Origin of the sequence: Gallibacterium trehalosifermentans, assembly GCF_042433055.1 — a bacterium.
GTDB lineage: Bacteria > Pseudomonadota > Gammaproteobacteria > Enterobacterales > Pasteurellaceae > Gallibacterium > Gallibacterium trehalosifermentans.
The window spans coordinates 214157-229975 of the sequence record NZ_JBHLWB010000009.1 but is presented as its reverse complement, the minus strand read 5'-3'; the positions used below and the strand labels follow the sequence as shown (position 1 = coordinate 229975).

12 protein-coding genes are annotated in these 15819 nt (G+C 38.8%); 6 read left to right on the top strand and 6 right to left on the bottom strand.

The annotated features are described in order from the left end of the window. Nucleotides 1-49 precede the first annotated feature (49 nt). Together thrS and folE are read right to left on the bottom strand one after the other, a co-directional pair. The gene (thrS, locus tag ACFFHK_RS08820) at nucleotides 50-1981 is read right to left on the bottom strand and encodes a threonine--tRNA ligase (RefSeq protein ID WP_382371573.1); all 1932 of its coding nucleotides are present in this window, start codon (nucleotides 1979-1981) and stop codon (nucleotides 50-52) included. 156 nt (nucleotides 1982-2137) lie between these two features. After that, entirely contained in the window at nucleotides 2138-2794 is a 657-nt protein-coding gene (gene folE, locus ACFFHK_RS08815; protein WP_382371571.1) for a GTP cyclohydrolase I FolE, read from the bottom strand. A gap of 139 nt (nucleotides 2795-2933) precedes the next feature. Between folE and ACFFHK_RS08810 the strand changes: the two genes are divergently transcribed. Beyond that, a complete protein-coding gene (locus ACFFHK_RS08810) occupies nucleotides 2934-3356 on the top strand; it encodes a DNA polymerase III subunit psi (RefSeq protein WP_382371569.1) in 423 nt (140 codons plus the stop codon). Next, nucleotides 3343-3792: a ribosomal protein S18-alanine N-acetyltransferase gene (rimI, locus tag ACFFHK_RS08805; protein ID WP_382371567.1), complete on the top strand. Its 450-nt coding sequence runs from the start codon at nucleotides 3343-3345 to the stop codon at nucleotides 3790-3792. Before ACFFHK_RS08810 ends, rimI begins: the two co-directional genes overlap by 14 nt. On the opposite strand, the gene ribD is transcribed toward rimI, so the two are convergent. The 4 genes from ribD to ACFFHK_RS08785 form a co-directional block, all read right to left on the bottom strand. Then, nucleotides 3787-4920 carry a bifunctional diaminohydroxyphosphoribosylaminopyrimidine deaminase/5-amino-6-(5-phosphoribosylamino)uracil reductase RibD gene (gene ribD / locus ACFFHK_RS08800; protein WP_382371565.1) on the bottom strand — a complete coding sequence of 378 codons (1134 nt, stop codon included), beginning with the start codon at nucleotides 4918-4920 and terminating at the stop codon, nucleotides 3787-3789. The genes rimI and ribD overlap by 6 nt on opposite strands. 1 nt (nucleotide 4921) lies before the next feature. Continuing rightward, a complete protein-coding gene (nrdR, locus tag ACFFHK_RS08795) occupies nucleotides 4922-5383 on the bottom strand; it encodes a transcriptional regulator NrdR (RefSeq protein ID WP_382371563.1) in 462 nt (153 codons plus the stop codon). Between the two features lie 88 nt (nucleotides 5384-5471). Further along, nucleotides 5472-9410: an ATP-dependent RNA helicase HrpA gene (gene hrpA, locus ACFFHK_RS08790; RefSeq protein ID WP_382371716.1), complete on the bottom strand. Its 3939-nt coding sequence runs from the start codon at nucleotides 9408-9410 to the stop codon at nucleotides 5472-5474. 147 nt (nucleotides 9411-9557) lie between these two features. Next, entirely contained in the window at nucleotides 9558-10739 is a 1182-nt protein-coding gene (locus ACFFHK_RS08785) for an FAD-dependent monooxygenase (protein WP_382371561.1), read from the bottom strand. Nucleotides 10740-10948: 209 nt separating this feature from the next. On the opposite strand from ACFFHK_RS08785, the gene miaB reads away from it, so the two are divergent. The 4 genes from miaB to secF all read left to right on the top strand — a co-directional run bounded on the left by miaB (nucleotide 10949) and on the right by secF (nucleotide 15783). Then, nucleotides 10949-12376 carry a tRNA (N6-isopentenyl adenosine(37)-C2)-methylthiotransferase MiaB gene (miaB, locus tag ACFFHK_RS08780; protein WP_382371559.1) on the top strand — a complete coding sequence of 476 codons (1428 nt, stop codon included), beginning with the start codon at nucleotides 10949-10951 and terminating at the stop codon, nucleotides 12374-12376. A gap of 197 nt (nucleotides 12377-12573) precedes the next feature. After that, nucleotides 12574-12912, top strand: a complete 339-nt coding sequence (gene yajC, locus ACFFHK_RS08775) for a preprotein translocase subunit YajC (protein ID WP_382371557.1) — start codon at nucleotides 12574-12576, stop codon at nucleotides 12910-12912. Nucleotides 12913-12940: 28 nt separating this feature from the next. Beyond that, on the top strand, nucleotides 12941-14785 hold the full coding sequence (gene secD, locus ACFFHK_RS08770) for a protein translocase subunit SecD (protein ID WP_382371555.1): 1845 nt from the start codon (nucleotides 12941-12943) through the stop codon (nucleotides 14783-14785). A 17-nt stretch (nucleotides 14786-14802) separates the two neighbouring features. Continuing rightward, a complete protein-coding gene (gene secF, locus ACFFHK_RS08765; protein WP_382371553.1) occupies nucleotides 14803-15783 on the top strand; it encodes a protein translocase subunit SecF in 981 nt (326 codons plus the stop codon). The last annotated feature ends 36 nt before the right edge of the window (nucleotides 15784-15819 follow it).

Below are 15819 nucleotides of genomic sequence, written 5' to 3'. Positions count from 1 at the left end.
CTGCCCAATATTATATCAAGTGTTTGAATCAAAACCTTAATATAACGCTCTACTCTTCACCAAGTAATTTCAACTCACGTCCTCTTACTTGTTGCTTCAAGATTTCAGTAAACGCTTCAAGAGTGAATGAACCTAAGTCCTGACCTTTACGCGTACGTACCGCAATCTTACCTTCAGCAATTTCTTTATCACCGCAAACTAACATATAAGGTACACGTTTTAAGGTATGTTCACGGATCTTAAAGCCGATTTTCTCATTGCGTAAATCAGATTTCACACGTAATCCTGCATCTGAAAGGGTTTTCACCACATTTTGCACATATTCCGCTTGTGAATCAGTAATATTCATAACTACGGCTTGAGTTGGTGCTAACCACGCAGGGAAGAAACCAGCATACTCTTCCGTAATGATGCCGATAAAACGTTCGATTGATCCTAAAATTGCACGATGAATCATAACTGGTGTTTTACGTTCATTATCTTCTGCCACATAAGAAGCATTTAATCGACCTGGTAACGCAAAGTCTAATTGAATCGTACCGCATTGCCATTCACGCCCAATACTATCACGCAATGCAAACTCAAGTTTCGGTCCATAGAATGCCCCCTCCCCAGGCTGCACTTCATATGCTAAACCGTTATGTTCTAATGCTTTTGCTAAGTCTGCTTCGGCACGATCCCACATTTCATCAGAACCAATACGGCTTTCTGGGCGAGTTGAAAGTTTGACATAAATATCCGTAAAACCAAAGGTACTATAAATGTCATACACCATTTTGATACAAGAGGTTACTTCACTTTCAATTTGATCTTCTGTACAGAAAATATGCGCATCGTCTTGCGTAAAGCCACGCACTCGCATTAAGCCGTGTAAAGAACCTGATGGCTCATTACGATGACAAGATCCAAATTCCGCCATTCTTAACGGTAAATCACGATAAGATTTGAGTCCTTGGTTAAAGATTTGAACGTGTCCTGGACAGTTCATTGGCTTAATCGCATATTCACGATTTTCTGATGAGGTCGTAAACATTAAATCGCTATAGTTTTGCCAATGCCCCGTTCTTTCCCAAAGCACTCGATCCATCATAAATGGACCTTTTACTTCTTGATAATCATACTCTTTTAATTTAGTACGCACGAAAGTTTCCAGTTCACGGAAAATTGTCCAACCATCGTTATGCCAGAATACCATACCTGGTGCTTCTTCTTGCATATGGTAAAGATCCAATGCTTTACCAATTTTACGGTGATCACGTTTTGCCGCTTCTTCAAGGCGTTTTAAATAATCCGCAAGTTGTTTTTTATCCGCCCAAGCTGTGCCATAAATACGTTGCAACATTTTATTGTTACTATCGCCACGCCAGTAAGCGCCAGCCACTTTTTGTAATTTGAAATGATGACAAAAACGCATATTTGGTACGTGTGGACCACGACACATATCAATATATTCTTGGTGATGATAAAGCGCTGGTGTTGCTGTTTTTTCAATATTCTCATCTAAAATAGCCATTTTGTATGGCTCACCGCGCTGGGTAAACACCTCATATGCTTTTTGCCAAGAAACAGGTTCTTTTACAACGTCATAATTAGTTTTTGCTAACTCAAGCATTCTTTTTTCGATTTTTTCTAAATCTTCTGTTGTTAGCGATTGCTCTAAATCGATATCGTAATAAAAGCCGTTTTCAATCGTTGGTCCAATCGCCATTTTTGCGTTTGGATAGAGTTGTTTTAACGCATGACCGAGTAAATGGGCACAAGAGTGGCGAATAATTTCTAAACCGTCCTCATCTTTTGCTGTAATAATTTCTAATTGGCAATCTTGTTCGATCACATCGCAAGCGTCTTTACGCTCACCATTGACACGCCCAGCAATGCACGCCTTAGCTAATCCCGCACCAATACTTTGTGCGACCTCTAAAACAGTTACAGATTGATCAAAATGACGTTGAGAACCGTCTGGTAAAGTAATAATTGGCATAATAAAATCCTTACAGTGGTTACCTATACGAGGGGTAACTTGTGATTAAAAAAACATTTTTGTATTTTGCAAAATAAAACACCCACAATGTGTTTCATTGCGGGCGAAAGTATAGTATAGAATCCAATAAAGATGAATAAAATTTGAAAAATTAAACTATTTTGAGATGAGCGCGAGAAACTCTTGTTTTCTGTCTCGATCCTGCTGGAAAACTCCACCATACGCCGATGTAACTGTAAAACTATTCGCATCTCGCACACCGCGACATTTCACACAAAAATGCGTGGCGCGTACATAAACTGCCACATCTTCCGTTTGTAACAAGGTTTGAAAAGCAACTAAAATTTGTTCCGTTAACCGTTCTTGTACTTGTGGACGTTGGGCTAAAAAATCGACCACACGATTAATTTTCGACAAGCCAATGACCCAATCTTTTGGGTAATAAGCAACGGACACTTTTCCCGCAAAAGTAACGAAATGATGCTCACAAGTACTGGTTAAATTAATGTCATTTACCAGCACCATTTCACTCACATTCATTCGATTTTCAATCCGCGTAATCTTCGGGAAATTATGATAATCCAGTCCACTAAAAATTTCGTCTAGATACATTTTGGCTAAACGTTTTGGTGTTTCTTCCAAACTATCATCACGTAAATCTAACCCCAAAATCGTCATCACTTCTCGCATATGCTGTTCTATTTTTTGGCGACGTTCGTCTTGTGTGCCAACTCTTGCCACCATTGGGGTTTCCAATCCTTTTGCTGATAAAGCAGCGCTAACCTGTTGTGCCTCTCGTGAAATTGTACTCATTGACCACTCCTTATTATTCGGCACGTATTCTAACAATGCCGATACATTTATGAAAGATTAATTAACTATTTATCAAACTGACACTCTGTTTTTCTAATAAGAAATGCTATGATTGGCAGCGGCAAAAAGGAGCAAACAGATGAATAGACGTGAATTGTTACTACAAGAGATGGGCATTCCCCTTTGGGAACTGAAAAATCCCGAGGCGTTACAAGGTGTAGGTAATATTCAACTGCCTCATCATATTCATACATTGCTTTTAAGCGATGATCCACTCATTGCCCAGCATACTTTAGTACAAGATTTAATTTTTGCAGTTGCTGGTTCGCATGACGCATTCTGCCATCTAACTGCCAACAAATTAGCGCGTTTAGATAGCCAACGACCATTATTTATTTTCTATACTGAAGATTGTCAAACTGCTTTTATTCATTCACCTTTTGCTCAATTACCACATCAAGCGATTTTATTGCCACAAAACTTACAATTAACTCTTGAACAAAAACGTCATATTTGGCAGCAAATTCAACACTACCTCACAAAACAACATGACACACTTTAATATTCAACCTATTAATGAAGCCGATTTTACACAGCTCTTTGCCATTGAAACCGCAGCCCATAGTGTACCTTGGAGCTTGGGAACACTTCGAAACAACCAAGGCGAAAATTATCTAAACCTAAAAGTGATACAACAGGATCAAATCGTTGGCTTCTGTATTTGCCAGATTGTGCTTGATGAAGCGACTTTGTTTAATATTGCCATTCACCCACAATATCAAGGACAAGGATTGGGTAAAAGCTTATTACAATCACTAATGGGGCAATTAAAAGCAAAAGGGGTCGCTACACTTTGGTTAGAAGTACGCGAATCAAATCAAAAAGCCCAATGTTTATATCAAACACTCGGCTTTAATGAAGTTACACGGCGTAACAATTACTATCCATTGCCTAGTGGAGGACGTGAACACGCTGTGATTATGGCGTGTTATTTATAAACTCGGTTGGCGATAAACTAATTTAATGTCTTCACCAATTTGCGTCATTTCAACCAGCTGCCATAATGGCGCGTCAGCGAGATGATGTAAATTTGGTAAATGACATAATCCTCGTGCTTGGTCGCCCAATAATTTTGGTGCGATATAAATAATGAGTTCATCTACTAATTGGGCTTCAATCAATTTCCCTGCCAATGTCGCTCCCGCCTCTACCCAAACAGAATTGATCTGTTGTTTGCCTAAAAATGTCAATAAATCTGTGAAGAAATAAGGACTCTCTGGTAAAACTTGCTGTTGACAAAATGCAGGATAATCTTGCATCTCTCTTGCTTGAGAACTTACTAACCAAATGGGTGATTCAGTTGTAAATAAACGCCCTGTCGGTAAAACCTGATGATGTGAATCTAAGATAATACGTAACGGTTGACGTAATTTTTCTTCTGGATAGATCGCTTGAATTTGTGGCGCTAATTGCGACCAGCGCACAGTTAATGCAGCATCATCAACCATCACCGTTTTACTGGTTGATAAAATGGCAGATGCCATAGCACGATAATGTTGTACATCTTGTCTCGCCAATTCCCCTGTAATCCACTGGCTTTCCCCATTTGCCATTGCCGTTCTGCCATCAATGCTCATCGCCATTTTGAGTTGTACATAAGGCAAACCCGTTCGCATTCGCTTTAAAAAACCACGATTTAACTGCTCTGCTTCGTGTTCTAACAAACCTACTGCAGTAATAATTCCCGCATCAGACAACATTTTTAAACCACGTCCAGCCACCTGTGGATTGGGATCTTGCATTGCAGCGACAACTCGCACGACGCCTGCTTCAATCAAGCCTTTCGCACAGGGCGGTGTTCGTCCATAGTGTGAACAAGGCTCTAAAGTTACATAGGCAGTTGCCCCTTTTGCATGTTCTCCCGCCTCACGCATTGCCATTACTTCAGCATGAGCCTCACCCGCTTTTGCATGATAACCTTGTCCAACAATTTCCCCATCTTTGACTAACACACACCCCACCGCAGGATTAGGTGTACAGGTAAAACGCCCTCGTTTAGCCAGTTTAATTGCCAACGCCATAAATTGTCGATCTTCCAGCGAAAAGTCAGTTGATCCTGCAGTCATATTAATCGTTGTCCTTCTCTTTTAAATTCTCGATCTCATCACTAAACTGTTTAATATCATCAAAACTAAGATAAACAGAGGCAAAGCGAATATAAGCAACCTTGTCCATTTTCTTTAGTTCACTCATCACTAAATTGCCGACCAATTTACTTGGCACCTCTCGTTCACCCGTTGCTTGTAAGGAATGTTCAATCCGCATTATTGCTTCTTCAATTTGCGCATCACTGACAGGTCGTTTTTCTAACGCATGATAAATACCTGCTCGTAATTTTTCTTCATTAAATGGTTCTCGATTGCCATTATTTTTGATAATACGCGGAATAATTAATTCTGCGGATTCAAATGTGGTAAAACGTTCCTTACATTGTAAACATTCACGACGACGTCTAACCTGATAGCCCTCCGCCACCAAACGACTATCAATTACCTTTGTATCTGGTGCAGTACAAAATGGACAGTGCATTTTGCCTCCTATTTTTTATTTTTATGTTAGGTGATTAATAATGAATTTATTACTCACCTTAGTTAGTTAATCTAGCCAAATATTCCCATTATTGAGCTGTAAATGAAGCAACACTCTGAATAACATGCAAAATACGTTTATCCGAAATTGGGTAGGCTGTCCCTAATTGTTGAGCAAATAAACTTACTCGCAATTCCTCAATCATATACCGTATTTCTAAAATGTCATCGGGAATTGGCTTAGATTTTGGTAATTTATTTAATAGTTGCTGATATTCTTGCTGAACTTTCTCAATTCTCAACATCGCCGCCCTATCCCGATTCACATCTTGTGCAACTTTATCTAACCGTTTATCAATAGCTTGTAAGTAACGATTTACATCTGTTAAACGCTGATAACCCGTTTTTTCCACAAAACCTGGGTAAATCAATGAAGCAATTTGTGCTTTCATATCTGAAAGTGCAAAGGCTAGGTTAAAATCCAAGCGTCCTTTCATGCGCTTATTAATCTCAAAGACTAACGTTAAAATTTGTTCAACTTTTTGGGCAATCTCTACAGTAATTTCATTTAAATTTGCGCGCACAAAATCTCGTAACTGCGCAAATTTTTCCTCTTCCCAAACAAATCCACCAAAATCAACAATTAATTTATCTATTGCACACGCAATACAATCATCAATTAATTGTAAAACCGTACCAAATGGCGTGAAATATAAGCCTAATTTTGCTTTGTTTGGCAATTTTTCGTGCAAATACTTAATCGGTGAGGGTACATTTAATAACAGTAAACGACGTAACCCTTGCTGCATGGCTCGTTGTTGCTCAAACTCGGTTTCAAATAATTTGATCCCCACCGATTCTTTTTCATCTACAATCGCAGGATAAGCTTTAATACTAAAACCTTGTTTCTTTTGTTCATAACATTGTGGTAATTTATCAAAATTCCAAATATGGATACCACTCTGCTCAATGCCATCATCTGCCACTTCTGCAATACTCTGTTGAATCCGATCTTTTAGTGCCACTTTTAAACTATCAAGATCATTACTTTCTGCAATCTTCCGCCCTTTTTCATCAACCACTCTAAAGGTCATTTTTAAATGTGTAGGCACTTGTTCCCAATTCCATTCTTCTGGTTCAACCCAAACACCAGTCATCTTGCGAAATTGTTCGCTCAAGGTTTCAACTAATGATTTTTCAAAAGGTACTGCCCTCCCTAAAAACGCTTCAGCATAATTCGGCGCGGGTACAAAATTCCGCCGTTGTGCCTTTGGTAAAGATTTAATTAAGGCAATCACTAATTCTTTGCGTAATCCAGGAATTTGCCAATCAAAACCATGTAAACCGACTTGATTCAGTAATGGTAGGGGAATATGCACTGTAACCCCATCTGCATCACTGCCAGGCTCAAATTGATAAGTTATTTTCAATTTTAAATTCCCTTGATGCCAGAAGTTCGGGAAATCTAATGCACTAATATTCGTTTCTTCATTTACTAAAAAAGCTTTCTCAAAATTAAGTAATTCAGGTTCTTTTTTCTGCGCTTGTTGCCACCACTTATCAAAATGACGTTGCGAAATGACATCAGGAGGAATACGTTGATCATAAAATTCAAATAATGTCTGTTCACTGACCAAAATATCACGGCGACGAGTTTTATGTTCCAACTCTTCGACTTCTTTAATTAATTTCTGATTGGTAAAGAAGAATTTATGTTTTGTATACCAATCTCCCTCCACCAATGCCGAGCGAATAAAAATTTCTCGACAAGTCATAGGATCAATCGAACCATAATTCACTGTACGATCTTGTACAATCGGCACACCATATAACGTTACTTTTTCACTCGCTAATACAGCCCCTTGTTTTTTCGACCAGCGAGGTTCATGGTAGCTACGTTTGACTAAATGTTGTGCTAATGGCTCAATCCATTCTGCCTCAATACTCGCCACCATTCTGCCCCACAGTTTACTGGTTTCTACCAATTCTGCTGCCATACACCATTTCGGTTGTTTTTTGAATAATGCAGAAGCAGGGAAGATAGCAAAATGCGCATTTCTTGCCCCTAAATATTGCTGTTTTTCAGCCTCTTTCGTTCCAATATGAGAAAGCAATCCTGTTAATAATGCAGTATGAATTGCCACATATTCCGCTGGCTCGGTATTAATCGCCAAGCCCATTTCTCGCACAGTTAAACGTAATTGATGGTAAATATCTTGCCACTCACGAATACGCAAATAGTTGAGATAATCTTTTTGGCATAAACGGCGAAACTGATTGCGAGAAAGTGCTTTCTGTTGCGTTTGTACATACTGCCATAAATTCACAAAGGCTAAAAAATCAGAATTTTTATCTGCAAAACGGCGATGTCTCTCATCAGAGGCTTGCTGTTTTTCTTGTGGTCGCTCGCGCGGATCTTGAATTGATAACGCAGACACAATCACCATAACTTCACGCAAGCTACCCATTTTGGCAGCACTCAACACCATTTTGCCTAAACGGGGATCAATCGGTAAATTCGCTAACTGCCGCCCACTCTCGGTTAATACCCGTTTTTTTCCCGTCCGAGTATCAATCCATTTTAATGCCTGTAACTCTTCTAACAGCCGTAACCCGTCTTGGATTTGGCGACGGTCTGGCGCATCTACAAAAGGAAAGGCTTCAATATCGTCCAGTCCTAATGCGGTCATCTGTAAGATCACCGAAGCCAAATTAGTACGCAGAATTTCTGGATCAGTAAATTCAGGACGATTATTAAAATCCTCTTCTGAATACAACCGAATACAGATCCCTTCGCTTACCCGCCCACAGCGTCCTTTCCGTTGATTAGCGGAGGCTTGCGAAATAGGTTCAATCGGTAAACGTTGTACTTTCGTCCGATAACTATAGCGTGAAATTCTTGCCGTCCCAGGATCAATGACATATTTAATCCCAGGTACAGTTAACGATGTTTCGGCAACATTAGTAGCTAAAATAATGCGGTTTAAGCCACTTGGGTGAAAAATACGATTTTGTTCTTGGGCGGATAAACGCGCGTATAATGGTAAAATTTCGGTATGACGTAACGCTCGTTTTTCGAGAGCTTCCGCAGTATCACGAATTTCTCGCTCTCCATTCATAAAAATGAGAATATCGCCTCGCCCCTCTGCTTGTAATTCATCTACTGCATCAAAAATTGCTTGCAACTGATCTTGATCTTCACTTTCAGCAACTGGTCGATAGCGTACTTCGACTGGATAAGTACGTCCTGATACTTCAATAATCGGTGCATGATCAAAATGGTTAGCAAAACGTTCGACATCAATCGTTGCTGAGGTAATAATGACTTTTAGATCTGGACGGCGTGGCAATAACTGTTTTAGATACCCTAAAATAAAATCATTATTTAAACTACGCTCGTGTGCCTCATCAATAATTAATACATCATATTGATTTAAGTAACGATCTGATTGGATCTCTGCTAACAAAATCCCATCTGTCATTAATTTTACTTGGGTCGCTTCACTGATTTGATCGTTAAACCGCACCTTGTAACCAACCAGATCACCTAATTCTGTTTGTAGTTCTTCAGCAATCCGCGTCGCAACAGAACGAGCTGCAATACGGCGAGGCTGCGTATGACCAATAAAACCTTTTTTACCTAGCCCCAACGCTAAACACATTTTTGGTAACTGCGTCGTTTTGCCTGACCCAGTTTCCCCTGCTATCACCACCACTTGATGATTGGCAATCGCGGTTAAAATTTCATCTCGCCGTTGGCTAACAGGTAACTCTTCAGGATAGGTGATAGTAATTGGTCGTTGTTGGCGCTGTTGATATTTCTGTTTAGCCAACGCTACTGCTTCACTTAATGTTTGCTGTAACGTCTCCTTCGCTTGATATGGCGCACGACTAATTCGTGCTTTCAGCGCATACTTATCCACTAGCATGACGTGATCTAATTGCGATAAGAGTTCACGTTGCCAATCATTTAATACATTAGATTTATTGCTTCTCGCTGAATGGATAGGTTTCTTTTTCGTTTGCATGTGTTGTTGAGTCATCATTTTTTTATCAAATACGCATTATTGCCGCGTATTATACTGGCGTGGTGAGTGGCGACAAGTGTGTTATATTTTTAGCTGCAGATCCATTGATTAATATTGATTTTCTACATACAAATCCTAAAAAATAACTCATAATCCTAAAGCATATTTTAACGCTTGACGTTTTACTACCCCCGCTCGATCTGCTGCAATTAAACCAATATTACGAACAATTTTTGCTGGCAATAATGGGGAACGGAAAGCCTTATAAAAGAAATCCATTGTCGATTGCATTAATAAATTATCGTAATAACGTTGGCGTTGATATTTCGCTAAAAAGTGATCTTCATTGAGTTGTTGATCTTGTTTTAAAGCAGACGCTATATTCTCTAATAAGCATTTCACATCTTTAAAACCCAAATTAACACCCTGTCCCGCTAACGGGTGAATCGTGTGAGCAGCATCGCCAATCAAAATAACGCCATTTTTATAATATTGCTGAGCATGACGGCGAGTTAAGGCAAAACCGCCACATTTTCGTGCCGTAATTTGTCCAACGCATTTCGGAAATTCCATCATAATGGCTTGAGTTAATTTATCCATCGATAACTGTTTTAATTGTGCAATCTTTGCTGGCGTATCATACCAAACTAAACAGGCTTGTTTCCCCTGTAATGGTAATAATGCTCTTGGCCCTGTTGGATAAAATTGTTGCCATGTCATCTGCTGTTGTGCTGCTTCAGTATCGACTAATATCAATAAACAATCTTGCTGATAACGCCAACCTGTCACACCAATGCCAGCAAATTCACGCCATTGTGAATTTGCTCCGTCTGCTGCAATCACTCGAGGGCTACTAATCACTTCACCACTACTTAACGTTAATTGCCATTGCTGCTCTATTCGCTCTGCCTGTGTAATTCGTACTTCTGCACAAGCATTAATCGTTGAAAAGGCAGAAAAACAGTGCCATAACCCTTCCTGAATAAGCTGATTTTCTACCATATAACCCAATTCGCTTAAGCCTAACTCTTCGGCAGAAAACGTGGTCGCAAAGCCCTCAATTTCCCAAGTACTTAGTTGACGATAAGGGCAAACACGTCGTGCAGCAATATAATCCCAAGCACCTAACGATTGTAATAATTTCACTGAACCTGAGCTAATTGCCGAAATCCGTAAATCATAATCTTGTTCTGCTGAAAAAACAGATAATGGTGCTTGCTCTACGACAAAAATTTTTAGCCCTAATTGTGCCAGACCAACCGCACAGGCAGCCCCCACCATACCACCACCTACAATAATAAAATCATAATGTTTAGACTGCTCGTTCATCTTGTTACCCTATTTTTTGTAATGACATTATTCTACTCCAAAACATCCATAGCCCCTAAAACTTACTGAAAATAAATCCTGAATATACCTCAATGAAGTGCTAGAGATTATTGTGATAAATCGGTAGAATAGCGTCTGATTTTCAGAACGGTGCTATCTTCAATAGCATAAATTTCATTATTTCAATCAGTTAACTTTCAATAACCGCAATGACACAAAAATTACATATTAAAACTTGGGGTTGCCAAATGAATGAATACGATTCGGCAAAAATGGCAGACCTATTAAATAGTACACATGGTTTAGAACTTACCGAAAATGCTGAAGAAGCAGATATTCTATTACTCAATACTTGCTCCATTCGAGAAAAAGCACAAGAAAAAGTATTCCATCAATTAGGTCGTTGGAAAGATTTAAAAAAACAAAATCCTGATTTAATTATTGGTGTTGGTGGTTGTGTTGCTTCACAAGAAGGCGAACACATTCGTGAACGTGCACCTTATGTTGATATTATTTTTGGACCACAAACCTTACATCGCTTACCAGAAATGGTAAATCAAATTCGTGGAGGGAAAAGTTCTGTGGTTGATATTAGCTTCCCTGAAATTGAAAAATTTGACCGCTTACCAGAACCAAAAGCAGAAGGCCCAACCGCATTTGTTTCAATTATGGAAGGATGCAATAAATATTGTTCATTCTGTGTTGTCCCTTATACACGTGGCGAAGAAGTAAGTCGTCCAGTAGATGATGTTTTATTTGAAATTGCCCAACTTGCAGAACAGGGCGTGCGTGAAGTTAATCTGCTTGGACAAAATGTCAATGCGTATCGTGGTCCAACACATGACGGCGGTATTTGTTCGTTTGCAGAATTATTACGTCTTGTTGCAGCGATTGACGGTATTGATCGTTTACGTTTTACCACTTCACACCCAATCGAGTTTACTGACGATATTATTGATGTTTATCGTGATACACCCGAATTAGTTAGCTTCTTGCATCTACCTGTGCAAAGTGGTTCAGATCGTGTATTAACAATGATGAAACGTAACCATACCGCATTAGAATATAAAGCCATTATCCGTAAATTGCGTGAAGCTCGTCCAGATATTCAAATTAGCTCTGATTTTATTGTTGGTTTCCCTGGAGAAACAGCCCAAGATTTTGAGCAAACAATGAATCTCATTGCACAAGTCAACTTTGATATGAGCTTTAGCTTTATTTATTCTCCTCGACCTGGTACACCAGCAGCAGATATGCCAGATGATGTCAGTGAAGAAGAGAAAAAACAACGTCTATACCTACTACAAGAACGTATCAATCAACAGGCTGCACAATTTAGTCGCCGTATGTTAGGGACTGAACAACGTATTCTAGTAGAAGGACCATCGAAAAAAGACATTATGGAATTAACGGGACGCACTGAAAACAATCGAATTGTGAATTTCGTTGGTTCTCCAGACATGATTGGTAAGTTTGTTGATGTTAAAATTACTGATGTTTATACCAACTCTTTACGAGGTGAAGTCGTACGCACTGAAGATGAAATGAGCTTGCGTATTCAACAATCGCCACAAGCTGTTATGCACCGTACACGTAAAGAAGATGAACTTGGCGTTGGACATTACCAAGTAAACTAATCACAAATTTCTCTACTTAACTAAGTAGAGAAATTATTTGCTGAAAAAAAGTACAACTTCCCAGTACAACAGGGAAAGAACATTTTCACAAGATTGTGTTTTTGTGCTATTTTTAGCTTTCTCTTTTTGTGCTATGCAAAGTTAAAGTACAAAGTGAGTTATTTTTTACTTAATTAGTTATTTATAAGGAAAACAACATGGGTCTTATCTCTACAGCATATGCTGCTGATGCTGCAGCTGCTCAAGGCGGTGGTATGCAAATGATCTTCTTATTGGTCATTTTCGGTTTAATTTTCTATTTTATGATTTTCCGTCCTCAATCTAAACGCAATAAAGAACATCGTAAATTAATGGATTCTTTAGCGAAAGGTGAAGAGGTTTTATTAAGTAGTGGGCTATTAGGTAAAATTACCAAAATCCCTACTGACAATGAAAACCAATATATTGTTGTTGCATTAAATGCAACTACTGAAGTCACTATTAAAAGAGATTTCATTGCAGCTGTTTTACCAAAAGGCTCTATTAAAACATTTTAATTTTTCATTTTCATAAAGGCATTTAATTGTGTTAAATCGTTACCCTTTATGGAAGAATCTGATGGTGATCTTTGTGGTCGCCATCGGCATTTTATATGCCCTTCCAAATCTTTATGGTGAAGATCCTGCTGTCCAAATTTCTGGCACTCGCGGACAAGTCGCCACTGAACAAACATTAACTGACGTTCGTCAAGTTCTCGAACAAAATAAACTTCCGATTAAATCTATTGCATTAGAGAATGGATCTATTCTGGCGAAATTTAGCAGTACAGACGAACAATTACTCGCAAAAGATAAAATTCTAGAAAAACTAGGCAATAATTACTCTGTTGCACTAAATCTTGCGCCAGCAACACCAAATTGGCTCACTAATATTGGGGCTAGTCCATTGAAGCTAGGGCTCGATTTGCGTGGTGGAGTGCGTTTCTTAATGGAAGTAGATCTCAAGTCAGTTTTAGCGAAACAACAAGAACAACTACAAGACAATCTTCGCACCGAGTTACGTAAAGAAAAATTTGTCTATAAAGCATTACAATCAGGTGATAATTATTCCACTGTAATCACATTAGCCGATCAAATCTCACCTGAAAATGTCGTTCGTGTTTTAAAACGTAAACATCCAAATTGGGATGTTATCAGTAATGGTCAAAACGTTACTTTAACCCTTTCTGAAACTGAACTTACTCGTTTGAAAACCAGTGCGGTAGAACAAAACATCACTATTTTGCGTAAACGGGTAAATGAATTAGGGGTAGCAGAACCTGTCGTTCAACAACAAGGTGCAGAACGTATTGTCGTTGAATTACCAGGTGTGCAAGACACTGCACGAGCTAAAGAAATTTTAGGTGCAACTGCAACTTTAGAATTCCGTATGGTAAACCAAACTGCAAACGTTGCTGCAGCAGAGAATGGTATGGTGCCATCTGACTCTGAATTACAACATGACCGCAATGGTAGACCTGTTGTGGTTTATCGTAAAACTATTTTAGGGGGTGAACATATTACGGATGCAAATTCTGGTAATGATGAATACGGTCGCCCACAAGTAAACATCTCATTGGATAGCGAAGGCGGAAATATTATGTCTGAAGCGACTAAAACCGCAATTGGTAAACCAATGGCAACTGTTTATAGTGAATACAAAGATAGCGGTCAAAAAGATGCTAACGGTAAAGCAATCTTAATCAAACACGAAGAAGTTATTAACGTTGCTACAATCCAATCTCGCCTTGGTAATACATTCCGTATTACAGGTATTGATTCACCAGCAGAAGCTCAAAACCTCTCTGTATTATTACGTTCTGGTGCTCTCATTGCTCCAATTCAAATCGTAGAAGAACGCACTATCGGTCCATCATTAGGAACACAAAACATTGAACAAGGATTAAAAGCGAGCTTCTGGGGATTAGCCATTGTTGTATTATTTATGGTGCTTTACTATCGTAAATTTGGCTTGATCGCAAATATCGCCTTAATTGCCAATATTATTATTCTTGTTGGTGTAATGTCGTTAATTCCAGGTGCAACCTTATCAATGCCAGGTATTGCTGGGATTGTGTTATCCGTAGGGATGTCGGTCGATGCTAATGTCCTGATCTTTGAACGGATAAAAGAAGAGTTACGCAATGGTCGCTCAATTCAACAGGCAATTAACGAAGGATATAATGGTGCATTTTCAAGTATCTTCGATGCAAACTTAACTACTATTCTAACTGCTATCATTCTTTATGCAGCAGGAACAGGTCCCGTAAAAGGTTTCGCAATTACGTTGTCTCTTGGTGTTGCCATTTCAATGTTTACTGCAATTACTGGTACTCGTGCTATCGTGAACTTCCTCTATGGTGGTAAACGACTCAGTAAGTTATCGATTTAGGGATGGAATCAATTAGCATGAAAAATTCAACAAATGTAGATAATCAAACTGAATGTCTTAATGATATCAAGTTCCCATACAAGCTATTCCACTTTATGCGTTATCGTGTAGTGGCATATAGCTTCTCTATTTTAGTCATAGCAATTTCATTATTCTTCATTATTACAAAAGGCTTTAACTGGGGGCTAGACTTTACTGGCGGTACTGTTATTGATACCACGTTCTCACAACCAGCAGATTTACCAAAAGTACGTGAAGTTCTAACTGAAAATGGATTACACAGTGCAGTTGTACAAGCCTCTGGTGGTGTGCGTGATGTTATGGTTCGTGTACCAGCATCTTTTAATGATCCAAATTTAGGTACACATATTAAATCTATTCTAAGTGGTATTGATAAAGACGTTAATATTCGCAGTATTGAATTCGTCGGACCAAATGTTGGTGAAGAACTTACTGTTTCTGCGATTTATGCCACTTTAATTACCTTAGCAATGCTATTAATTTATGTAGGATTCCGTTTTGAATGGCGTCTTGCATTAGGGGCAATTCTCTCCTTAGCACATGACGTTATTGTAACAGTCGGCGTGTTCTCTGCATTACAAGTAGAAATTGACCTAACTTTCGTTGCTGCTATTTTATCGATAATTGGTTATTCATTGAACGATAGTATTGTAGTATTCGATCGTGTACGGGAAAACTTCCGTAAGATTCGCCGAGCTTCAACAGTAGAAATTATCAATATTTCGTTAAGTCAAACCTTATCAAGAACCTTGATGACATCAATTACTACATTGATTGTAGTCATTGCTTTATTGCTATTTGGTGGACCAACAATCCACAGTTTCTCATTAGCACTATTAATCGGGATTGGTTTTGGTACTTATTCATCGATCTATATCGCGATTGCATTAGCATTGAATTTTGGTTTAAAACGTGAACATATGTTGCCACCAAAAGTCGATAAAGAAGGTGCAGATCAAGAAGCATTATTACCATAACAACATCAGCCGTACAAAGTACGGCTGATGTCTTTT